Annotated in this window: 20 protein-coding genes; 7 read left to right on the top strand and 13 right to left on the bottom strand. The window is 37.7% G+C overall.

Translation table 11 applies throughout. From position 1 onward, the window contains the following. Positions 1-69: 69 nt before the first annotated feature. Complete coding sequence (locus ABDZ63_RS11420; protein ID WP_425541987.1) at positions 70-633, top strand: GNAT family N-acetyltransferase; 564 nt, start codon at positions 70-72, stop codon at positions 631-633. Between the two features lie 55 nt (positions 634-688). Here the strand turns inward: ABDZ63_RS11420 and ABDZ63_RS11415 are convergent, their stop codons facing one another. Next, positions 689-1,624, bottom strand: coding sequence for an acetamidase/formamidase family protein (locus tag ABDZ63_RS11415; RefSeq protein ID WP_343783651.1), 936 nt, complete (start codon positions 1,622-1,624; stop codon positions 689-691). 270 nt (positions 1,625-1,894) lie between these two features. Between ABDZ63_RS11415 and ABDZ63_RS11410 the strand changes: the two genes are divergently transcribed. Then, positions 1,895-2,830, top strand: coding sequence for an NADP-dependent oxidoreductase (locus tag ABDZ63_RS11410; RefSeq protein WP_343783650.1), 936 nt, complete (start codon positions 1,895-1,897; stop codon positions 2,828-2,830). Between the two features lie 102 nt (positions 2,831-2,932). Here ABDZ63_RS11410 and ABDZ63_RS11405 read toward each other — a convergent pair whose 3' ends face one another. Next, positions 2,933-3,805 (bottom strand): patatin-like phospholipase family protein, encoded by an 873-nt coding sequence (locus ABDZ63_RS11405; protein ID WP_343783649.1) that lies wholly within the window; start codon positions 3,803-3,805, stop codon positions 2,933-2,935. 133 nt (positions 3,806-3,938) lie between these two features. Here ABDZ63_RS11405 and ABDZ63_RS11400 point away from each other — a divergent pair, with 133 nt between their 5' ends. Beyond that, positions 3,939-4,334: a hypothetical protein gene (locus tag ABDZ63_RS11400; protein WP_343783648.1), complete on the top strand. Its 396-nt coding sequence runs from the start codon at positions 3,939-3,941 to the stop codon at positions 4,332-4,334. A 37-nt stretch (positions 4,335-4,371) separates the two neighbouring features. Here ABDZ63_RS11400 and ABDZ63_RS11395 read toward each other — a convergent pair whose 3' ends face one another. The 3 genes from ABDZ63_RS11395 to ABDZ63_RS11385 form a co-directional block, all read right to left on the bottom strand. Beyond that, positions 4,372-4,848, bottom strand: coding sequence for a hypothetical protein (locus ABDZ63_RS11395; protein ID WP_343783781.1), 477 nt, complete (start codon positions 4,846-4,848; stop codon positions 4,372-4,374). Positions 4,849-4,908: 60 nt separating this feature from the next. Further along, complete coding sequence (locus tag ABDZ63_RS11390; protein WP_343783647.1) at positions 4,909-5,412, bottom strand: hypothetical protein; 504 nt, start codon at positions 5,410-5,412, stop codon at positions 4,909-4,911. 257 nt (positions 5,413-5,669) lie between these two features. Beyond that, entirely contained in the window at positions 5,670-6,329 is a 660-nt protein-coding gene (locus ABDZ63_RS11385; RefSeq protein ID WP_343783646.1) for an HAD hydrolase-like protein, read from the bottom strand. 70 nt (positions 6,330-6,399) lie between these two features. Here ABDZ63_RS11385 and ABDZ63_RS11380 point away from each other — a divergent pair, with 70 nt between their 5' ends. Further along, the gene (locus ABDZ63_RS11380; protein ID WP_343783645.1) at positions 6,400-6,603 is read left to right on the top strand and encodes a hypothetical protein; all 204 of its coding nucleotides are present in this window, start codon (positions 6,400-6,402) and stop codon (positions 6,601-6,603) included. A gap of 4 nt (positions 6,604-6,607) precedes the next feature. On the opposite strand, the gene ABDZ63_RS11375 is transcribed toward ABDZ63_RS11380, so the two are convergent. Beyond that, positions 6,608-9,763 (bottom strand): DEAD/DEAH box helicase, encoded by a 3,156-nt coding sequence (locus ABDZ63_RS11375; protein ID WP_343783644.1) that lies wholly within the window; start codon positions 9,761-9,763, stop codon positions 6,608-6,610. 151 nt (positions 9,764-9,914) lie between these two features. Here ABDZ63_RS11375 and ABDZ63_RS11370 point away from each other — a divergent pair, with 151 nt between their 5' ends. Both ABDZ63_RS11370 and ABDZ63_RS11365 read left to right on the top strand, forming a co-directional pair. Next, complete coding sequence (locus tag ABDZ63_RS11370) at positions 9,915-11,831, top strand: 3'-5' exonuclease (RefSeq protein ID WP_343783643.1); 1,917 nt, start codon at positions 9,915-9,917, stop codon at positions 11,829-11,831. A 12-nt stretch (positions 11,832-11,843) separates the two neighbouring features. After that, on the top strand, positions 11,844-12,140 hold the full coding sequence (locus ABDZ63_RS11365) for a TIGR04104 family putative zinc finger protein (RefSeq protein WP_343783642.1): 297 nt from the start codon (positions 11,844-11,846) through the stop codon (positions 12,138-12,140). 26 nt (positions 12,141-12,166) lie between these two features. Here ABDZ63_RS11365 and ABDZ63_RS11360 read toward each other — a convergent pair whose 3' ends face one another. The 3 genes from ABDZ63_RS11360 to ABDZ63_RS11350 all read right to left on the bottom strand — a co-directional run bounded on the left by ABDZ63_RS11360 (position 12,167) and on the right by ABDZ63_RS11350 (position 15,065). Further along, entirely contained in the window at positions 12,167-13,645 is a 1,479-nt protein-coding gene (locus tag ABDZ63_RS11360) for a flavin monoamine oxidase family protein (protein ID WP_343783641.1), read from the bottom strand. Positions 13,646-13,754: 109 nt separating this feature from the next. After that, positions 13,755-14,186, bottom strand: a complete 432-nt coding sequence (locus ABDZ63_RS11355) for a DinB family protein (RefSeq protein ID WP_343783640.1) — start codon at positions 14,184-14,186, stop codon at positions 13,755-13,757. Positions 14,187-14,228: 42 nt separating this feature from the next. Further along, a complete protein-coding gene (locus ABDZ63_RS11350; RefSeq protein ID WP_343783639.1) occupies positions 14,229-15,065 on the bottom strand; it encodes an aminoglycoside 6-adenylyltransferase in 837 nt (278 codons plus the stop codon). A gap of 190 nt (positions 15,066-15,255) precedes the next feature. On the opposite strand from ABDZ63_RS11350, the gene ABDZ63_RS11345 reads away from it, so the two are divergent. Beyond that, positions 15,256-16,209: an arsenic resistance protein gene (locus ABDZ63_RS11345; RefSeq protein WP_343783638.1), complete on the top strand. Its 954-nt coding sequence runs from the start codon at positions 15,256-15,258 to the stop codon at positions 16,207-16,209. Positions 16,210-16,234: 25 nt separating this feature from the next. Here the strand turns inward: ABDZ63_RS11345 and ABDZ63_RS11340 are convergent, their stop codons facing one another. The 4 genes from ABDZ63_RS11340 to ABDZ63_RS11325 form a co-directional block, all read right to left on the bottom strand. Then, on the bottom strand, positions 16,235-16,861 hold the full coding sequence (locus ABDZ63_RS11340; protein WP_343783637.1) for a metal-dependent hydrolase: 627 nt from the start codon (positions 16,859-16,861) through the stop codon (positions 16,235-16,237). Between the two features lie 262 nt (positions 16,862-17,123). Then, positions 17,124-18,647: a sodium/proline symporter PutP gene (gene putP, locus ABDZ63_RS11335; protein ID WP_343783636.1), complete on the bottom strand. Its 1,524-nt coding sequence runs from the start codon at positions 18,645-18,647 to the stop codon at positions 17,124-17,126. Between the two features lie 306 nt (positions 18,648-18,953). Then, on the bottom strand, positions 18,954-20,048 hold the full coding sequence (locus ABDZ63_RS11330) for an ABC transporter permease (RefSeq protein WP_343783635.1): 1,095 nt from the start codon (positions 20,046-20,048) through the stop codon (positions 18,954-18,956). After that, positions 20,045-21,316: an ABC transporter permease gene (locus ABDZ63_RS11325; protein WP_343783634.1), complete on the bottom strand. Its 1,272-nt coding sequence runs from the start codon at positions 21,314-21,316 to the stop codon at positions 20,045-20,047. Before ABDZ63_RS11325 ends, ABDZ63_RS11330 begins: the two co-directional genes overlap by 4 nt. Positions 21,317-21,326 lie beyond the last annotated feature (10 nt).

Genomic DNA, 21,326 nt, shown 5'->3' with positions numbered 1-21,326 from the left:
ATTTAAAAGTAGAAACAGGTGCACATGTATTTAGGAGAATTTATATTCAAAGGAGCTGTCACATTGATATTGGAAAGCCAAAAATTTGATATTATTGCTGAAACAGAAAGATTAATCATTCGACCATTGAATGAAAATGATTACGAAAATTGGTTAAATGAATTTACTAACCGCTTCCCATCACAACACAGGCATGACATGGGAAAAATGGATATGAGTAAATGTTCGTATGAATGGTTCAAAAACCTGATCAATCAACATCAAGAGTTAGCATTAACAGATACAGCCTACATTTTTGCTGTATTCCTGAAAGAAGATGGTAGACAATTAGGTAAGGTAGACTTTTCTACGTTAGAAAGAGATGATTTCCAGTGGGGAAGAGTCGGATATAGCTTTCACAATCAGCACTGGGGAAAAGGCTACGGGCAGGAAGCTGTTAAAGAAGCATTAGATATAGCTTTTAAGATGTTAAATTACCACCGCATTGAGGCTCATATCAACTTAGATAATCCCGCTTCAATCAAACTAGCCGAAAGTGTTGGCATGGCGTATGAATGTACAAGAAAAGGTTTCATTTATGAATTTGGAGAATGGACAGATAATCTAATTTATTATCTCAATTTTATAGAATAAGTTAACACTCAAAATTAGCGCCTCGATTCAAGTGATCGAGGCGCATTCCATCTATTTATTTAAAAATCTTCTGTGGCAAATAAGCTGAAACTAAATAATTCGGCACATCGACGATTTCACTAATCTTCAAATCGACAGCGACACTTGATAAGGCGTATGCTTCTTGGTCGCTTAAGCCATATGTCTCTCCTAAATGCTCAATCATATATTCAACAGCTTTTTTACTCGCGAGCATAAGATCGTCACTATGTCCTGTTGTAACGTAATAACCTTCTTCATCCAGGCCTGTCGTTAAAGGACCTGGTGTGATAAAGCGTGGCTCTTGAATCGTTTTCCCCTTGTGTAGTTTAAACTTTAGTTGGATTTCCATTGGCGCTTCGATTGCTGTTCCGCATACTTCCCCATCACCTTGGGCAGCATGTGTATCACCAACTGAAAATAATGCTCCTTCTACCCAAACTGGTAAAAGTAAACGCGTCCCCTTCGTTAAGTGACGAATGTCCATGTTACCACCATTTTTTCGTGGCGGTACGACGCTATGCTCACCATCTTCAGGTAGCGCAACGCCGATCGTTCCAGGAAATGGCTTCGTCGGGATCTCAATCCCATCTGCAAACTGTGCAACATTTTGGTTATTTAAATCCCACACTTTTAAGTACGGATCTTCAAATTGTTCATTGAGCAGGCCGAAACCTGGAATGATCGCTGTCCACCCCCAACTCATCGTACTGAAATGTTCAATCTCAACCTCTAACGTATCACCTGCCTCAGCACCTTCAACGTATACAGGACCTGTAACAGGGTTTACTTTACTAAAATCCAAGTTTGGTACATCAGCTGAAGTCGACTTCGAGGAAAGCTGTCCACCTGATGCATCATGCACTTCGAAATTAACGCTTACCCCCGGTTTAACTGACATGACTGGCTCTAGGCTATTGTCCCACACAGCATGGTGGCAATGTTTATGAATCGTATGATTACCATGTTTCATCGAATCACTCCTTTTTTAGAATAATATCATAAAGGAGTTTGAATTTTTAGTAAAAAATTCGGTCGTTATTTTTAATTGATAAGGATCGATTGTGCGATTTTGAAATATATTGAGCGAAAACCCAAAAACTATTGTGCGAAATACTATATATTCGAGCGAACCCTTACGATAAATATGCGATATTCGATTCTGAGCGAATTATTTGTTTAACATAATAATTCGATCTTACAATAAGTAATGTAACCAACTTTTAAAAAGAAGGTGATTTCAATGAAAGCAATCGTCATTAATGAATATGGTGGAAAAGAACAATTACAAGAGCAAGAGGTCGCTAAACCAACTCCAGGGGCTAATCAAGTAGTCGTTAAGCAACATGCCACTTCGATCAACCCAATCGACTGGAAGCTTCGTGAAGGGTATTTAAAAGACATGGTACCTATGGAATTCCCGTTGATTTTAGGATGGGATTCAGCCGGCGTCGTTGAAGAAGTTGGTGAAAGTGTAACTGATTTTAAAGTAGGGGATCGTGTTTTCACTCGCCCGCAACTAACCAATCACGGAACTTATGCTGAATACATTGTAACTGAAGCTGATATTTTAGCGCATATTCCTGAGAATATTAGCTTTAATGAGGCCGCTTCAATACCTTTGACTGCGTTAACAGCTTGGCAATGTTTATTTGATTTTGCTGACCTTCAAGAAGGACAGAAAGTGTTAGTCCACGCTGGTGCTGGTGGTGTTGGCGTGATGGCGATTCAAATCGCGAAAAATGCTGGTGCTTACGTTGCAACGACAGCAAGCACGAAAAACGTGGAGTTTTTACAGTCACTAGGTGCTGATGAAGTGATCGATTATAAGAAAGAAAACTTTGATGACGCATTAAAAGGCTATGATGTTGTTCTTGATGCATTAGGTGGCGACATTCAAGAGAGAAGCTTCAACGTGTTAAAGGATGGTGGCACGTTAGTTTCAATCGCTCAACCGCCTAGTGAGGAAAAAGGCCAAGAGCATAATGTAAAAGTAGGATTCGTCTTTATCGAACCTGATGGTGACCAAATGCGTAAACTCGCTCAATTGATGGAAGAAGGGAAGCTTAAGCCAGTCGTTGGTCACACATTCCCGTTTTCAGAACAAGGGATAAAAGAAGCTCATGAATTAAGCGAAACGCACCATGCTAAAGGAAAGATTGTTATTGAAATTCAATGATTGAAAGGAAAAATCCAGCCGTGATAGCTGGATTTTTTAAACTTCATCGCTTATTTTTCGACGAACACATCGATATTCGACAAAAATCGCCATACACAACCATTAACTGGTAAACAGCTCTTCTGATGCAGACAAGAACTCCTTCAAACTCCCTGATACACTTTGGGCATTATCGTAACCAAGGTTATATAAAGCTGTTAATTTATCTTTATTTCGTTCCACACGCCCAACCTTCATTTCATCAGATGGGCTAATCACAAACACATTACCTTTCTTCTCTTCATCAAAAATGTATTGTAACGTGTCGTTGTATACTTCATGGCGCCTATCTAACGCTTTGAGTAACCCAGGATAATCTCGATACTTTCGACGTATATACCAACTAAATGATTGCGGCTTCTTATAATACCCGCGAGCTTTTGTTAAAATGACGACGTTTTTCAAATTGCCATCGCGTTCTGATTGGCGCAACGGAATCGGATCTGCAATACCGCCATCCATAAGTGATCTGCCTTCAAATTCCACAACCGGCGCCACTAACGGAAGCGAACTTGAGGCACGAAGCAACGTCACCATGTCATCAGCATAATCCGACTTGTTATAGTACAGCGCTTCACCAGTCATACAATCTGTCACACCCGCAATGAAATCCTCTTCAGCCGCATTAAACGTCTCATAATCAAACGGCGCTAGCTCATTCGGAAGCGTATCGAAGAGGAAATCCATCCCAAACAACTGCCGCTTCTTAATATAATTTCGTAACGACAAGTAGTCCGGATGATCTACAAAGTCGATATTCACCTTTCGATTACGATCCAACTGACGCGCAACATATGAAGAGCCATTACACGCCCCAGCGGAAACTCCAATCGTATAAGGAATATATACATCATGTTCCATCATATAACGCAGCACACCAGCCGTATACACTCCACGACTACCGCCACCTTCTAAAACTAAACCTGTCTGTTTCATCGAATTCCTCATTCTATTAATGTGTACATATTATTTTATCATTATAAGATTTTAATCAAAACTATAGCACTCAGTTTTAGTGTTCATAAAAGCCTTAAATGGACATACTGTTCTTAATAAAGGTGGATACAGCATGAAAAAAGGAATTACAGGCTTAACTATTATAGCTTTTCTTGTGATTACACTATCAATCACACTCAACTCTCAAGAAACTGAAGAGACCGCCACAACAAGTATTAGCCAGGATGAAGCTCATCAGCAAGTTAATCAAATGACAGTCAATATAGTTCAACAACTGCAGAACTTTGAGGTTTTTACAGAAGCTGATGAAGATATTGTGTATGATTCTTCAGAGGGCATCACAATACCGACTACGATTAACACATCTGAACACAAGGATGTTATGTTAGCCTACACAATTAACAAAATGGTTACCGACATTTTTAAAGATCATGAAGAAATTCTTGAAGAATTGAACTTCTCACAAGAGGTCCACATTCTAGATCAAAACGGAAATAAAATCGACTAGCATAACTTAAGAGGTGCATCTCCGCACCTCTTTTTACTTAGTACGTCTCAAACGAATCCGCTACGTCTATTAATTCTTCCACCGAATACTCATCACCCGTCGAAACCGAAACTTGATACGTTAAGTCAGCTTCATCCCACAGTAAAACTTGTGACGACTCATCATAGAAATACTGCGCTTCTTTTCCATCACTTAACGTGACCTGTTCTTCAGTTAACCCTTGTGTATCTTCTACCTCTCCCTCATTTTGAACACCGACAATGAGGTGCTCTTCTTCAGAATCATTGCCTTGAAAGCCGGCTATTAAGACATATCGATCTGGTGAAGTTTCTTCACTTTCATCAATACCCATTTTTCTAATAAACGTTTCTTCCGCCTCAAACGGTAGTGAAGTTGGCATTTTAAAATCAAAAGGTACCTCTTCATCATAGTATTCCTCTTCTTCTAACTCTCCTGCATACGGGTGAGAGTTTGTTGTCCCACCGACACAAGCACTTAGTAATAACAATAACATCACGATTAACAACAACTTTAATTTGATAGTAAAACCTCCACAAAACAGTTATAAATTTACTTAATACGTCTCAAACGACTCAGCTATATCAACTAATTCTTCTACTGAGTACCTTTCTTCACCACCTACAGAAACAGATATTTGATACATTAGATCGTCTTCATCCCAAGTTAAGATTTGCGACGCTCCATTATAGAAATACTTTGCGTCCACACCACCGCTTAATGTCAGCCGTTTTTCATTTTGACCTTGTGTATTTTCAATGCTTCCATGGTTATGAATCATCACGGTCAAATGCTCTTCTTCAGGATCCTCCCCACGAAGTATAACGTCAAACATATACCGATCAGATGAAACAACTTCGATTTCATCCTCACCCATTTCTCTAATAATGATCTCATTTAACCCAAACGGAATCGAGGTTGGCATTTTAAAGCTATAAGGAACATCTTCATCATAGCCCTCTGCTTTCTCTAATTCTCCTGCATACGGGTGAGCACCTGTTGCCCCAACTCCACAAGCACTTATTAACAAAAATAACGTCACGAATAATAATTTTACCATGATCGTTACACCCCCATTGTAAATAGTATTCGTTATCAAATTTAGAAGACCTCCCTTTTAATAATGATTTGCCCCCTCTAAGCCAAAATAAGCTCTAAACGCGACCACTATGTTTAGAGCTTTACATATTTTTTAAACCTTCTACAGATTCACCTTCAACGTCCCAACCTAAAGGTTCAACCGCATCATTAATCGTGCGCTTCGTGTCGTTGTCTGGATATCAGAAGCAACTTTTAGTCTTATAGGTTGTGAACGAATTATTGTAATTCAGGGAGCTTTTTCAAAACATCCATCATGTCATCTACCACAACATCTGCTTGAGTTAATTCTTCCTCCTCTGCAAAATCAAACCTGCAGCCTACAGAGTATAACCCATTAGCCTTAGCAGCCTTAATATCTGACAAGCGATCACCAACCACTACACCACTTTGAATGTCATACTTCAAAACAATTTCACGAACCAAGTCTGCTTTATCTAAAGAGCTAATCTGTTCAATACTGAAAACTTCAGTAATAAAACGGTCCAGCTGAAAAAAGTCCACAATTGTATTTAAGTAATCTACTAATCCATTACTCGCGATGAAAATAGAATACCCCTGTTCTTTTAAACGACTCAACGTCTCTACTACATTAGGATATAATGCGCCTCTTCCAGCTCTAATATTGTCCAAAAGCTTCTCAAGAAACATCTGATCAACTTCATGCCTAATACTCTCTGGTTGGTTCGGCAGTAACGCCTCCCATACTTTAGGTAGAGGCACACCCATAATTGAACGGTATTGTTCTATTGGCGTGTCCCCTTCCCACAGCCCTCGCAAGCGCAAGTCATCAAAAGTATCATCAAGTGCGAGCTCTAGTATTTTGTCTGTTTGAAATAAAGTTCCGTCCATGTCGAAGATGATGTGTTTAGAGTTCATGTTATTCTCCTATTCTACCACCCCACCCGCTAACATAGAGTTATATAAACACTGATAGGGGTGAGCTTTTATGTTGTTTTTAGCCATTATCATAATCAATGTATACATGGCCTATACCGCTTTTGTTGAAGGTAGAAGATTGCAAGACAAAGCGAAGAAGTCCTTTGCCTATTTCCTATCAACTACCTTCATTGGCGTTTCATTATTAATCCTGTTTTCTATGACATTGTATATTCCTGGTGGTGTTGATAAGGTGGAGATCATCTACCATTGAGTCATTACAATATATTTTTATTCGCCTTAGGCACTAAATAAGCTGGCATTTCTTCACGTAGTTGCCACACGAAATCGATTGGCTTTTCCCCGGAATGCTTCACATAATCAGCTGTTCCTAAAAATGTGTAAGGTGCTGCATAGCCGTGTTCTTGCTTATATTCTCTAACAAAAAGAGCAATCTGATGTTGCTTTTGTCGATGGTAAATGTAACGTTGAGCTGTCTCAGATACTTTTGATGTTTGAGATTGTGTTTGCCAGTGAAACATTTTTTCGTTTATAGCATAGTCCTCATATAAAGTAGAAGGTGAAAAGTCTTTCTCAGTTTTATTTAAAGTAATAAAGAAAGTATCCAAACTTTTATCGTCGAAGTATTTTACACCTTCCCTAAACTCTGGTCGTTGCGTTTCATTAAAGTTCTCTAATGCAGCCATAATTTGATCTCGAGAGTATTTCGCATGGACGCGAAGTGGTGTATCAAACGTCAAGTCATGCTGTTTATCTGTCGTTTCTAGATGATTTAAATTGTATTCAAGTATGATTCTAATTTCTTGTTTCATTTCAGGTGACTGCAACACTTGAAGAATACCTTCTGAGATCGATTGAAAGCCTTCTTTTTCTGGCTGGTTTAAATAGAAGGTATAATATAGCATGTTCTGCATTATTTCCTCTTCTTGATCCCTAACCTCTAAATCCTCAATAAACGTTAAATAGAATTTTAGTAACTTTTCAGAGTTTAGATGCAATAAGTAAGGCAATCTTTTCGTAACTTTCTTTTCATGTGCATAATGGAAATCTTCTTTAAGCCCCGCTTCAACCAATAACCTTGCAAATGACCGGTCCCCATTTCGCCCGTAGAATTCATATGCTGACATTTGGTAAAAGTTAAGAAAGTTGTTTAACGTTAGCGGCTGAGTCGTCTCTTGTGAAAATGTTTTCAGCTTTTGAATAATATGAGTTTTACTGTTAGTCGCTTGTTTTATATTTTGCATAATATAATCTTTAGCCTGACTTTCTAACTCTATAAAACTACCTTTTGGAAGGTTAGAAAACCCATTCTCGACGTAATGCCTAATAGCATGCCTTGTTCGTCCAACTAAAGCTCGAAACTTCTCTTCAAAGCTATAGTTTTTATGAGCTTGTCCTATGAAATCAAGGACTGTTAAACACTCTTTTCCTTCAGCAAGTCGTAAGCCACGCCCCAATTGCTGTAAAAAGACCGTCAAACTCTCTGTTGGTCTTAAGAAGAGTACTGTATTAACATCAGGCAAATCGACACCTTCGTTATATAAATCAGCAACAAAAATAAACTTAATTTCACCACTTAGTAGTTTACTTTTCGCACTTTCTCTCGTTTCATCATTAGAACCACCATGTAACGCAATTGAGTCTATTCCACTTTCATTAAAAACTTTAGCCATATATTTTGCATGTTCAACACCTACACAGAATCCTAACCCTTTAACTTCATCAACATCCGTCACATATTTATATAGGCTCTTTAGAATTTGTAGACTACGAACTTTGTTATGTGTAAAAAGATTTTCTAACTCATTTAAGTCATAACCTTTTCTCGTAAATTTCACATTAGATAAGTCAACTGTATCAGTGACACAAAAGTATTGAAATGGACTTAGTAGTTTGCGGTCGACCGCTTCAGTTAACCTAATTTCAGCAGCAATACGGTCATCAAAGTAAGTTGTCACACTTTGGCCGTCCATTCTTTCCGGAGTTGCTGTTAACCCTAATAATACTTTTGGTTCAAAATGACTAAGTAGATCTTGATACGACTTAGCTGCGGCATGGTGGAATTCATCAACTATAATGTAGTCATAATAGTCAGAGCTCATCTTATTGACTAAATCTTTACTGTTCAAGCTTTGTATACTAACAAACAAGTGATCTAAACTATTAGGCGATTCTTTACCAACAAGCAATTCTCCAAAGTTATGATCTTTAAGAATATGCCTAAATGTATCACGGCTTTGTTTAAGGATTTCTTCACGGTGAGCGACAAAGAGCAGTCTTGCAGGCCTTCCGTTTTCTTGTTTAAAACGCTTATAGTCGAAAGCTGATATAACAGTCTTGCCAACACCTGTAGCTGCTACGATTAAGTTCTTGTACCGCCCATGGACTTCACGTTCAACTTTAAGTTTTTCGAGCACTTCTTTTTGGTAGTGGTAAGGCTTAAGGTCAAATAAAGCTGAAGTGGCTTCGTCCTCATTCTGAAACTTTGACTTTTTTAACATCGTTTTCAAATGGTCACGGTCTTTTTCATTACGGTGGTCAAAAGGTATGAACTCATCATCATTCCAATACGATTCAAATGTAGCATCAACCTTTTTCATCACATCAAATGAATCTTTTTCCGTGATCTTTACATTCCATTCAAGCCCTGAAGTTAAAGCAGGGTTTGATAAATTTGATGATCCGATATAAGCTGTACTAAAATTCGTCTCACGCTTGAATATATACGCCTTGGCATGTAATCGTGTTCGCTTCGTATCATAAGAGACCTTCACTTCTGTATTTGGAAGCTGACTTAATTCATCAACTGCTTTATAATCTGTCGCTTCCATATATGAAGTGGTTATGACTTCTAGCTTTCCACCGCGTTCGGTAAATTGGCGCAACTCATCTATAATGACTCGTAAACCGCTCCACTTAATGAAAGACACAAGCATTTGAATATGGTCAGACGTTATAATTTCCTTCTTTAACTCGCTCATCATATTGGGTTCACTTTTCGCACCTGTAAAAAGCGAGCTTTCTGAAATGGGTGTTACTGGACGGATTGGTTGATGGTTATTATTTAGACTTCTGACTGAATTAATCTTTGAATATAAAGACGTTAATATTTCACCTTCATTTGTAATTTGTAACGATTTCAACTCTTCCTCTTCTAACTCTCGGCTTAAATAATCAATGATCTCATTACACACACGAATTTGCTTAATTAATGATTCACTTGCTTTCTCATTTTCCCTGACTATTTTTAAAGCACGTCTTGTTATGTATGAAATATATGCAGAAAGCTTCTTACTTGCTTCTTCTTTATCAATAGACTCCTTTCCGATCGCAAATTTCTCTTGTTCCAGTTCAGATAGATTTGTCTTTAATCTTTTATTAATGATTTCTTCATATAGACCCTCACGAAGCATACCGCCACCACCTTTTCACATGCATAATTGATTACAGCCATTATATCAAAACTAATCAACCAAGATAAAATCCCCATTTTTTACACTTTTAAAGTGATTTAGCAGCAAAATATGTTAAACTAACGTCAACAAAAACTTGTAGGTGACGATCATGGCGCTAACTGTACCCGAAACGATTAGACGAACAGCAACTTCTGGAGAGCGAACCTTGTTTAATACATTAAAAGAATATCTACCTGAGGATTATATTGTTTATTTTGAGCCTGAGATCCACGGGAGAAGGCCTGACTTTGTCATAATTGGGCCTGACTTAGGTGTTATTGTTATAGAAGTAAAGGATTGGACGTTAAATACGATTGTAAAAGCAAACAAGGATGAGTGGTTAATCTTCGGGCGGAACCAGCAACAAGCTATGGAGAAAAATCCTTACAAGAAGGCTGAAGAGTTCACGTTCCATTTGATGAATCATTTAAAGAAGGACAGTCACTTAATCCAATCAGAAGGAAAAAACAAACATAACTTAAAGTTTCCATGTGGTTATGGGGCTGTTTTTTCACGTTTAAATACGTCGCAATTATCACGAGAACAATTATATTCTGTGATCGACCCTCAGTTTTGTTTAGGTCGTGATGAGATTGACCCTGATCATGAGAATTTCTCTGAGGAAGTTTTAATCGAGAAGTTAATGAACATGTTTAAAATTAACTTCCGTCTAAGAGAGCCTTTATCCAAAGCTGACATTGATGCCATTCGTCACAAGCTATTCCCTGAAGTGCGAATTAGTGGAGAGTTTAAACAGCCTGCCCCTCACCAAGATCAAATTTTACTTTCTATGCACAACTTAAAAACGATGGATATTCACCAAGAGAATTACGCTAAAAACTTAGGCGATAAAAACCGCTTAATTCGCGGGGTAGCTGGCAGTGGTAAAACGCTCATCTTAGCGACTAGAGCCGCTCTTTTAGCGCGTGAGAACCCTGATTGGAATATTTTAATCTTGTGCTATAACATTTCATTAGCTAACTATTTGAAACAATTGATTGATATTAAAGTCACGGAGCTTGAAAGTGAAGGAGATCAAGGTTCGTTGTTTGATCATGACCAATCTGAAGTAGAGTCATTTGGGAATATTGAAGTGTATAACTTTCATTCTTTCTTATACAACCATTTTAAAATTAAAGATGAACAGATTCCTAGTTTAATTAACTCTTTGAAGGACAATAACCAACTGATGAAAAAGTACGATGCGATTTTAATTGATGAGGGGCAAGACTTTGAGCAAGAGTGGTTGAACCTTGTTAGTCATCTATTAAATCCGACAACGCAATCTCTATTACTCGTAGAAGACCGTGCACAAAATATTTACAAACGTAAAAGAAGCTATGTTGAGGATACTGGGCTAAGCTTTCAAGGCCGCTCGAAGATTTTATCAATCAATTACCGAAACACGCAACAAATTGTCCGGTTTGCTTGGGATTTTTATAGGCATAACTCTAGTTTAAGTAACAAGGTCGCTGAGCAAGAATTCGAAGGGGAAATTATTGCACCAAAAACAACACCAAGAAAAGGACCAGAGCCTTACATTCATAAAGCTAACCGCTTCACAGATGAAATGGACCAAGTATCTAGAGTGATTGATAAGCTAAACAAAGAACATAACATCCCATTCAGTGAGATGGTTATATTGTACCGGGTTAAATGGACATCAGACCAAAACTATATTGGTGCTATTAAGCATAAACTACAAAGCCATGACATACCTCATTATTGGATTAGTGAAAATGCTAAGGCAAAGCGCAACTACGCAAAAGATGATAATAAAGTTAAGATCAGCACCATTGAATCGAGTAAAGGGCTCGACTTTCAAGCTGTTTTTATTGTCAGCATTGATCAAATGCCTTTTCACTTAGTGGAAGACGAAAACCGCGAAGCCGCTCTCCTTTATATCGCCATGACGAGAGCACACAAGTACTTATGCTTGTCTTATTCTGGTGAATCAGTTTTTACACAGTATTTAGATGGGGTGAAAGAGGAGCAACAAAATTCAAAAGACCAACAATCTGGTTAAGGAGTTGAGGTTATGCCAACTTGCCAAAGCTGCTCAACGACATGGACTATGAAAGAAACGATGAAAAGTTCATTTGTTTTAGACACACGCATGACATGCCCGCATTGCGGAGGGAATCAATTTGTATCAAAACAAACGAGAAAAAAGTTTAGTCTTGTAACGTTTTTCATCCCACTATCACTTTTGCTCAACCTATTCGACATTTCACCTTGGTGGGTGTTTAGTGCGTGGCTTGTATTGATCCCAATTCTTTTCTTCACTTACTATAAGTATATGGAACTGAGCAACGAAGAAGAGCCGTTGTTTTAGTTATTTCACTTAAAAAGAAAGTACGTTTATGAGTCATTCCTTTCATTAACCTCATGTGCAGCTCGAATGCCAGATTCAATTGCGCCTTCTACCCATCCATTGAAAGATGAGGTATGTTCGCCTGCAAAGTGAACACGACCTTCTGGTAAATGGAGGTGATCTGAGAAATTTGAGAATTGATTTGGGGCGAATAAAGTGAAACAACCTCCCGAGAACTGATTGTGCCCCCAGCTATATGAAGCACCTCTAGAAAACTTTCGGTAAACTTCATCGCCATAAATTTTATACAGTTGTTGCAACACTTTACGGATTCGCTCTTCTTCTGGAAGGGCACTCCACAAATCTGCATTGCTTCCCCAGCTATAACTCGCAAGCAAAATGCCAGGCCCTCCTTCTCCAATATTAGGACTAAGACCGTATATATATCGAAACGGTAAGTCGGAGATGACATTGCTTATCCCTATTTTCTCCCAAAACCTTGACTCAAACTCTAGACCAACTTTGACGGAAGATTCATAATTAATCTCTCTCAGCGCTTTCCATTTATAAAAAGAAAAAGAATCATGAGGTTCAATGTCAATGAATTGCAACACTGAATAGGGAATGGTTACAATCGTATAATCCCCTTGGAATGTTTGATAGGTGTTAGTTGATTGATCCCGCGCTATTATGGACACCCCTTCTTCATTTTGGGTAATCTGATGTACTTTTTGGTTAAATAATATATTCTCATTAAGCTGAGGTAAAAATGAGTAAGGTAACCTGTCATTCCCCCCTATAATCTCATAAAACTCTAATTCCTCTTCAAAAATTGGCTGAACAATGTTAAGGAGAATAGATACAAATGATAATTCAGGAAAAGCCTCAACACCTAATAACACTTTAACCTTCCGAATAGCTTCAGGAGAGAGTGAGGGACCTAACGGGTTAAATCTTAGAAAATTATCAAATGAATAATGATCAAACTGCTGTTTCAGCCTTTTTTGTTCTTCGGGCCCAGCTTTTTCAAATAAATTTAAAACGGGGCGGACGGCAAATGCCAATAATTCATGAGCTGTTCTTCCCTCTTCATGAGGTGCTAACGGAAAGTTTAGGATACTTGGATTTTCCTTGTAATAATCAGCCGTCACTTGGATTCCATTTACGTAGTAGAGATCCGTTTCACCTATAAATTTATTTAATGGTAATTTAAATTGATGAATGTATTCGAATAGTAATTCGTGAGTGTTAGGAAATCGCATCGCTCCCACGTCAAAGTATAACCCCTGCGTAAAGGGGGCGCGCATCGTATAAATTCTTCCGCCAATTCGGTCGTTACCTTCTAAAATAGTAACAGTATGGCCGGCTGCTTTTAACAGTGAAGCACTTACTAACCCTGCCATTCCTGCCCCTATAATGACAATTCTTTTAGGGTTGGTGGTTTTTCTTAACCCAGTTCTAATAATGGACAACAAATCACTAGGATAAGACAGACTTCTATGGTTATAAAAATTTGTTTCATTCATATCAGTCACTCCCTACATACAAAATGCATATGAAGGGGGATAGATCAAAATTCCAATTTTTGTTTTTGGAGGGGGAATTTCCTTGAAAACTAAATTTTCGTATTTTTCATTACATACGCCAATCTTGAACCCACTGTTTAGGTAACGTTAGTCCTGATTGTTTAAACGCTACAGCGTATTGCCCTTGGTGAATGCCTTCATGTTGTATAGCTGTAGCTAATAATTCCATTGTAGTTAGGTCACCTGGGCCCATTTTTATGGATTCAAATTTTGCCTGTTTAAATTCAGCTACTAATTCGTCTGTACTCCGTTCTAATTCATAAGTTATACTACTTTCATTAAGGGGTAATTCTCCAGGAAATTGAATTATTCCAGTTTTCAGACCATCACGATAAACATCCCTTACCCGAATCATATGAGTAAAGAGTTTTCTCAATGTGCCTAATTCTGTTACTAATTTAAGATCCCAACAACTTTCAGGAACCTCTTTTGCTAGTATGTTAGTCATATTAGCAGCATATATTAACCCCTTGGTATTCATACTATTTTCACACCCTCTTAACTAATCTGCTTATGGCATGTACTAAATCGCCATGTTTATTATTCTATCTATTAACTCGGACTCTTCATTAACCTCTATTTGATCACATAGAACGTTATGAACATTCTTAAATTCTTCAACTAAACTTCTTCTCACCGTCATCATTTCCTTTTTACTACGTCCACACTCCCAACCTTCTAACAAAGACTGTTGCCAACTATCTAACTCGCTTCTTTCGCCTTCATATTTTGACCAATCGCCTATCGTATTGGGTTGAATGCCTTGCTTCATATACCACCCTGATACAACCATATGCCTCATAGAGTCGATACAATTTAGTGCATAATAGTATTCTCCTCTCATGACTCGGCGGTACGATTCATGAAAATGAGCCAAAAACTTATTACGCCAATCTTCAACTTCCTCTATTGATGGTTTATAAACAATTTTCAAAGATTCATCCAAAACTTCTGCTAATATTCCATTGGGGTCGTAAGCGATATGAATATTTTGTAGCCAGACGGACGGCTTCAGTTGTTCAGGTTCGAAGTAAAATATGTCGACTTTTACAAAACAATCAAAGTGCGCGACTGTGAACGGTAGATTTGGACCTGGATCTTCGTAAAATAACACGTTACCCCAATTCTTAGGACGATTCTTTTTATTAGATACAAACTCAAAAAAATGCTCAGGTGATACGACAATTCGAAGGTCTAGATCCGAGTATAAGTCTGTGTTCTCATTTCCAATCGAACCACCATAAAATACACCAAGAACATTCTCACCTTTTAACAAATCTTGTTCAATCGCTTCTTTTAATACCTTCTGATAGCCTGGTAACTCTAAATCTCTATCTTTATGTCTACTTAAATATTCCATACACGAAATGGCAACTCCTTTATATAGACTTTTAACCCTATATTCGATTCATCATTTGTCTTTTCCTGCTTGATCTAATTCACCCTTGTACTAAAAAGGCTAGGTTTACTTCTAGAAGTAGACAAGCCAATTAATTAGAATTATGCTAAATTTATGTGTGTACAAACTTCCTTATAGGCTGTGATATGTGATGAACTTATTAGAAAAGTTATACTCTCTTATCATCTTTTTAGCAGTGGTTATTGGTTTAGGTATAGGACAATTCGAGCTGGTAAGAGATAATGCAGAAAGTTTTATTATTCCTTTATTAGTAGCCATGTTATATATTACTTTCTTACAAATTCCCACCGAAGAAATTAAGAAATCTTTTAGAAACATCAAGTTTACATATACTTCAGTTATGATTAATTTCATTTGGACGCCTGTTTTAGCTTGGCTTTTAGCAATGGTATTTTTAAGTGATCATCCAGCTTTATACATTGGGTTTATTATGCTAATGGTAACTCCATGCACGGACTGGTATTTAATCTTTACAGGAATAGCTAAAGGTAATGTTGCTCTATCAACTGTGATTTTACCTTTAAATTTATTCTTACAAGTCATATTGCTCCCTTTTTATCTTCTAGTATTTGGTGGAGCTACTGGAGTTGTAGAACTAGGGTTTCTAGTAGAAAGTGTTTTAATTGTTTTAGTCATTCCATTAATATTGGCACTAATAACGAAAAAGCTATTTAGAAATAAACAACATTTAAAAGACGACTTCATCTCTAAGTTAAGTGTGTACCCTATAATCTTTCTAAGCCTTGCGATCATTGCTATGTTTGCTTCTCAAGGGCAATTATTGATGGATAACTTAAGTTTGTTATGGCAAATAACACTTCCTATTCTTTTGTTTTTTGTTATTAATTTTATCGTCGGACAAAAGGTCGGACGTTCCATGAAGTTTTCCTATTCAGATCGAGCTAGTCTAAGTTTAACGACATTAGCTCGGAACTCACCTATTGCTTTAGCGATCGCTATGACTGCATTTTCTGACCAACCTTTAATAGCATTAGTTTTAGTAATTGGACCTTTATTGGAACTGCCGATCTTAGCGATTGTCACTCAACTTTTATTATTTATAAATAAAGGAAGCAAGCATTGATGTGCGCTTTCTTTACTTTTTTAGGTTAGTTGACTATAGTTATACCTACTTCAATTAACAGCCAAATGTTAATTACGATAAGTCCAATTACTACAAACCTCTCAGCAGCAGAGCCTGTCCTGAAAGAAAATAGAAAACGAAAATTGCGCTTGCTAAATGGATATAGTAAAGGGACGCCTCGCCTTGTTAAAAAGTCTCCGAAAATATGTGATCCGATCCCGATCATTAAGCCGTATTGTAAATAATCTGGAATCATCATCCATGAACCCACTAACGATAAATACATCACCACTAGTCCTAAAAACACGATTGAGTGCGTCCATGTTCGGTGTGAGCTTAACACGAAAAACACTGGAACCATAGTGGCTAAAACGAATGTGAGCTCTTCGTCAATCAACGTCCAAAATTGCTTTGGCTGCCATATGTAGAGTATTCCTACTAGAATCATGACACTTATGGCGATTGGATACGCATAACGACCTAGTTTTGACGATTTCGAATCCATATCAGGAAGCAGTGCTCCGATCATGACGATGATGATAAAAAGAATTGTTTCATTTTTGCCATTTATTTCAATAGGAAGTAGATGCGAAAAAGTAATCGCCGCTACTCCCCAAGTTAACCCCATAGCTTGATGTCCACTTGCCATCATGATGTTGATTCCCTTTCTAATGCTGTTTTTATAGATTTTAATATTACCATTAATTAGCACTCTCGCATATCAGTCTTTATTCTTAAGGTGCTTTAAATTTGCGCGAACGCCTAAATAATTGGGCGTTCGCCTGATTATTATGATTTTCGCCCGAATAATTAAAATTTCGCCTGATTATCAAGAAAATCGCCTGAATAATTAACTCAACAAAACATGAAAAAATCCCTCCCACTATACAGCAGGAAGGATCCTTCACTTACGTTTAAGTATTTGCAATTTCACGCGCTTTGTCAAATTCATCTTGAACTTCTTGTTTAGGTCCTGAACCAACAAGGCTTACAACAATTGCGACAATCGTTGATAATAGGAAGCCTGGCACCATTTCGTATAGTCCGCCGAATGGGTCAATGTACTCCCAAGTCAGCACCGTTACTGCACCTACAATAATTCCTGCTAGAGCACCATTTCTTGATAAGCGCTTCCAGAATAGTGATAAAAGGATAATAGGTCCAAATGAAGCACCAAATCCGGCCCATGCGTTCGCAACTAGATCAAGGACTCGACTCGTATCATCACTTGCAATAACTAAGGCAATTAATGCAATGACGACAACTGAAATTCTTGCTACCCAAATTAGCTCTTTGTTTGAAGCCTGCTTTCTAAAGAATCCTTTGTAAAAGTCTTCTGCAACAGCTGAAGATGAAACAAGTAGCTGAGAGTCAACTGTACTCATAATCGCCGCTAAAATGGCTGCTAAAAGAATACCTGCTACAACAGGATGAGTTAATAACTGTGTCATCGCAATGAATACAGCTTCTTCATTAGCAAGCATTAGGAGACCATTTTCTTCAACCGTTTCCATCCCTCGTTCAGCTAATTCAGATTGCACAGCATCTGTTGCGATATAAGCTAACCCTGCAATACCGACAAATATAGCTCCTAATATAGAAAAGACCATCCAAGTCATCCCGATAAATCTTGCTGTTGGAACATCCTTATGAGAGCGAATCGCCATAAAACGGGCTAATATATGAGGTTGCCCGAAATAACCTAGCCCCCAAGCTAGTGAGGAGATAATCGCTAACATACCTACTCCTTGCACCATATGAAGATGGTCGCCACCCGTTAGATCTCCGATAATATTAACCGTTTCGTTCCATCCACCTAATTCTGTAATTGTAACAATCGGTAATACTATTAAAGCAAGAAACATCAATGTACCTTGAATGAAGTCCGTCCAGCTAACTGCAATGAATCCACCAAGGAATGTATAAACAATAATAACTGCTCCACCAATTAATAACGCTACCATGTAATCATAACCAAAAGTACTACTAAATAACACAGCTCCACCGACTAGTCCTGAAGCAACATAAACGGTAAAGAAGATTAAAATAACTGCAGCAGAAGCACTTCTTAATAGGCGTGAATTATCTCGAAAACGGTTTTCTAAGAAGTCAGGTAACGTAATCGCATTGTTTGAAACTTCCGTATAAACTCGTAATCTCTTCGCCACAAACTGCCAATTTAAGTACGCACCAAGCGTTAACCCTACAGCAATCCAAGCTTCCCCAAAACCTGCTAAGTAAATAGCACCTGGTAAACCGAGAATTAGCCAACTACTCATATCAGAGGCGCCCGCACTTAACGCTGCGACTCCTGGTCCTAATTTACGCCCTCCAAGGAAATAGTCAGATAGGTTGTGCGTCATGCGATAGCCAATGATTCCTAGAACAAGCATCCCTAAAATGTAAATAAAAAATGTAATAATCGTCGCTGTATCCATTATGACTTGTCACGCTCCTTCACCCACGAAATACCTGAAAGAACAACCACTAACAACATTGGAACAAACAACCAAAAATATGTACCAAATGTAATACTATACTCCTCCATATATTTTCCCCCTTTTTAATCATCACTTCTATTCTACATAATATTTTAAAAATTGAAAACTTATACACAAAACTTCACTATAATTTATAACGTAACATTAAAACTCTATTAAAAGCAAAAGAAGATTAAACTAAAAAAGTATAGCCAAATCAATAGGCTATTCTAACCTACTAGAAATGACTATACTTAAAAATTCCTATCCTCTTCGGCGTTCAACTAAATTAATGCCAATTCCCATCGCGACAACTCCAATTAATATCATAATTATAATTGGTTGAATAATGTCTTGCCATGTAGCATCATATAAAGCAATGTCAATCATAGCATCTAAAGCGTGAGATAAAGGGAATAAATCTCCAATAAATGTTATAACAGAATCATTTAGCGGGAAGTATGCACCACTAATTAACGGAATAAGTGGTATGATCGAAGGATAAAGGGCATAAAATTGTTCTGGCCCTTTGACGATTCCTGTAAATAACATCGCAATGCTTACCATACTAAACGTAAAGACTGCTACGACAATGACTAACAAATCAAAGCGTTCACCGAGATCGTATTGTAGCACATAGTTAAAGATGACTAATACGATTAAAGTTTGAAGCAAGCCAATGAAAAATGCATAAGCAATATAACCTGAATACATACTTGTTTTCCCTACAGGTGATAAAATGATCCGGTCCCAAATGCGGGATACTTTATCGTTTGATACATTATTTACCCGAAAGCCGATGATAAACATGGCAACAAGTAAAGTAAAAGCGAACATTAATTGAGTACCCATATCATAAGAAGACAGTTCTCCACCTGAAGTTGACTCAATTTCCATTGTTAATGATGGGTCTTCTAGAAGTGAAGTGATCTCTTGACGCATCTCTTCTGGATTACTTGCTGCATCAGTAGCTGCTTGGATTCTTGCTTCTCTTTCAAAGACCGCCCTTACATGTTGATCAACATATTGAATCGTTGGTAAGTTAGAAGAAGTGACTATTTCATAATCATCTTCTAACAATTTTATTGCAAGATCTGTACGCCCTTGACGTACATGATCTCTAGCATCTTCTACATCTGTCACCACAAACTCCATGTCGCCTTCTTGATTCAATAAGCTTTCCCACTTATTTTCAATTTCTTCAGCACGTTCTTCTTCACTGAAAATTTCAATCGTAACTGGAGATTGCGTCCCTCCTGTAAATAGAGCCGTTGCAACGACACTTCCTACGATAAACAAGATAATTAACGCCGGATTTCGGATGTCTTTTGCTAATTGTGCTAAAAAGACTGGCATCATGAGATATCACCTCTTTTCGGGTACAGCTTAATACCAATAATTAATGAAACTATGACCATTAAAACTAATATAGTCATCGGCATAAAAAGAATAGATAAATCTTCATATTGAATCCATTCGATTAGTGTTGCTAAAACGAGTCCATTTGGTGTCATTTCACCAATTTGTTGGAGCCAACCCGGCAATAAGTAGATCGGTACAAAATTACCACCAATAACCCCAAACACCATGAGGATCAGCATAAAGATTCCATCACCTGTTTCTTGCTTTTTCAATCTGAGCATGATTGAGGTCATAATAGAAGCAAGCGCAGCAATAGCCAGTGTATAAACTGTAGCCATTAGAATAAGCCCGATCCAAAAGGTGACACCTTGATCAGAAAAAACATCTAATAATAAATGGGACCCCACGAAAATAAACATGATTTGAAGCCATGATAAAATAAACGTACCCATTGTTTTACCAAATAAATAATGAAGAGGTGGTGAGTTAGTTAAAGCAATACGATTAAATGTATGCTCACGCTTTTCTACCCCAGTTCTAGTGGCCACTGTAGCAGCCATAAATAAAACAAACAATGCTCCCATAGCAATAGTGAAATATTGTTCCATACTAAAGGATTGCTGTCCTTCCACATCTTCAATCTGCCCTTGAGGCAAATCATCACTAGAAACTTCTACACTACCTCCAGCACCTGCAATAGCATATTGTAAATTCATATGATCTAAATAACTTTGAATCACATTTGATAGAATTTCAATTTCCATCGTCTGGCCATCAGCTTGAAAGCTTAATGATTGTTCTTTTGGTTCATTTAAATACATATCAGCTAATAAATGAAAGGTATAATCCTCAGGAATAATAAGAGCCGCATCGAGGTTACCTTGCTCAACTTCTTCTTGTGCTTCTTCTTTCATCATACTTTCCACTGTTACCAGTTCAGCTAAATCAGGGTTATTCAAATATTCAACCAACCCTTCTACAGGCGGCATGGCATTAACCCCTATTAACAACTCTTCAATTTCACCATCTTGGAATTCAGATGCCTCTTGAAGATGTTCTGCAAAACGGTCTAAACCTTGTTCTTGGTCGTCCTCTATGACAAGCCCTAGGTCTAAATCATATTCTTCTTCATTGTCATCACCAAACATACCTGGCATGACTAGACTCAAGATGACAACTAAAACCAGAGGTAATAATAGAACAGTTGCGACTTCTTTACGGTCACGCCAAAATAATAATAAATCTTTCTTAAGAAAAGTCCACATCTAAACCACC

Origin of the sequence: Alkalibacillus silvisoli, assembly GCF_039521975.1 — a bacterium.
GTDB classification, from domain to species: domain Bacteria; phylum Bacillota; class Bacilli; order Bacillales; family Alkalibacillaceae; genus Alkalibacillus; species Alkalibacillus silvisoli.
This window is presented reverse-complemented; position numbering and strand designations above follow the sequence as displayed.

Bases quoted from the DNA above. Each gene is read 5' to 3' on its own strand.
- ABDZ63_RS11415 (WP_343783651.1), bottom strand. From the start codon at position 1,624: ATGAAACATGGTAATCATACGATTCATAAACATTGCCACCATGCTGTG.
- ABDZ63_RS11410 (WP_343783650.1), top strand. From the start codon at position 1,895: ATGAAAGCAATCGTCATTAATGAATATGGTGGAAAAGAACAATTACAA.
- ABDZ63_RS11405 (WP_343783649.1), bottom strand. From the start codon at position 3,805: ATGAAACAGACAGGTTTAGTTTTAGAAGGTGGCGGTAGTCGTGGAGTG.
- ABDZ63_RS11400 (WP_343783648.1), top strand. From the start codon at position 3,939: ATGAAAAAAGGAATTACAGGCTTAACTATTATAGCTTTTCTTGTGATT.
- ABDZ63_RS11395 (WP_343783781.1), bottom strand. From the start codon at position 4,848: ATGTTATTGTTATTACTAAGTGCTTGTGTCGGTGGGACAACAAACTCT.
- ABDZ63_RS11390 (WP_343783647.1), bottom strand. From the start codon at position 5,412: ATGGTAAAATTATTATTCGTGACGTTATTTTTGTTAATAAGTGCTTGT.
- ABDZ63_RS11385 (WP_343783646.1), bottom strand. From the start codon at position 6,329: ATGAACTCTAAACACATCATCTTCGACATGGACGGAACTTTATTTCAA.
- ABDZ63_RS11380 (WP_343783645.1), top strand. From the start codon at position 6,400: ATGTTGTTTTTAGCCATTATCATAATCAATGTATACATGGCCTATACC.
- ABDZ63_RS11375 (WP_343783644.1), bottom strand. From the start codon at position 9,763: ATGCTTCGTGAGGGTCTATATGAAGAAATCATTAATAAAAGATTAAAG.
- ABDZ63_RS11370 (WP_343783643.1), top strand. From the start codon at position 9,915: ATGGCGCTAACTGTACCCGAAACGATTAGACGAACAGCAACTTCTGGA.
- ABDZ63_RS11365 (WP_343783642.1), top strand. From the start codon at position 11,844: ATGCCAACTTGCCAAAGCTGCTCAACGACATGGACTATGAAAGAAACG.
- ABDZ63_RS11360 (WP_343783641.1), bottom strand. From the start codon at position 13,645: ATGAATGAAACAAATTTTTATAACCATAGAAGTCTGTCTTATCCTAGT.
- ABDZ63_RS11355 (WP_343783640.1), bottom strand. From the start codon at position 14,186: ATGAATACCAAGGGGTTAATATATGCTGCTAATATGACTAACATACTA.
- ABDZ63_RS11350 (WP_343783639.1), bottom strand. From the start codon at position 15,065: ATGGAATATTTAAGTAGACATAAAGATAGAGATTTAGAGTTACCAGGC.
- ABDZ63_RS11345 (WP_343783638.1), top strand. From the start codon at position 15,256: ATGAACTTATTAGAAAAGTTATACTCTCTTATCATCTTTTTAGCAGTG.
- ABDZ63_RS11340 (WP_343783637.1), bottom strand. From the start codon at position 16,861: ATGATGGCAAGTGGACATCAAGCTATGGGGTTAACTTGGGGAGTAGCG.
- putP (WP_343783636.1), bottom strand. From the start codon at position 18,647: ATGGATACAGCGACGATTATTACATTTTTTATTTACATTTTAGGGATG.
- ABDZ63_RS11330 (WP_343783635.1), bottom strand. From the start codon at position 20,048: ATGATGCCAGTCTTTTTAGCACAATTAGCAAAAGACATCCGAAATCCG.
- ABDZ63_RS11325 (WP_343783634.1), bottom strand. From the start codon at position 21,316: ATGTGGACTTTTCTTAAGAAAGATTTATTATTATTTTGGCGTGACCGT.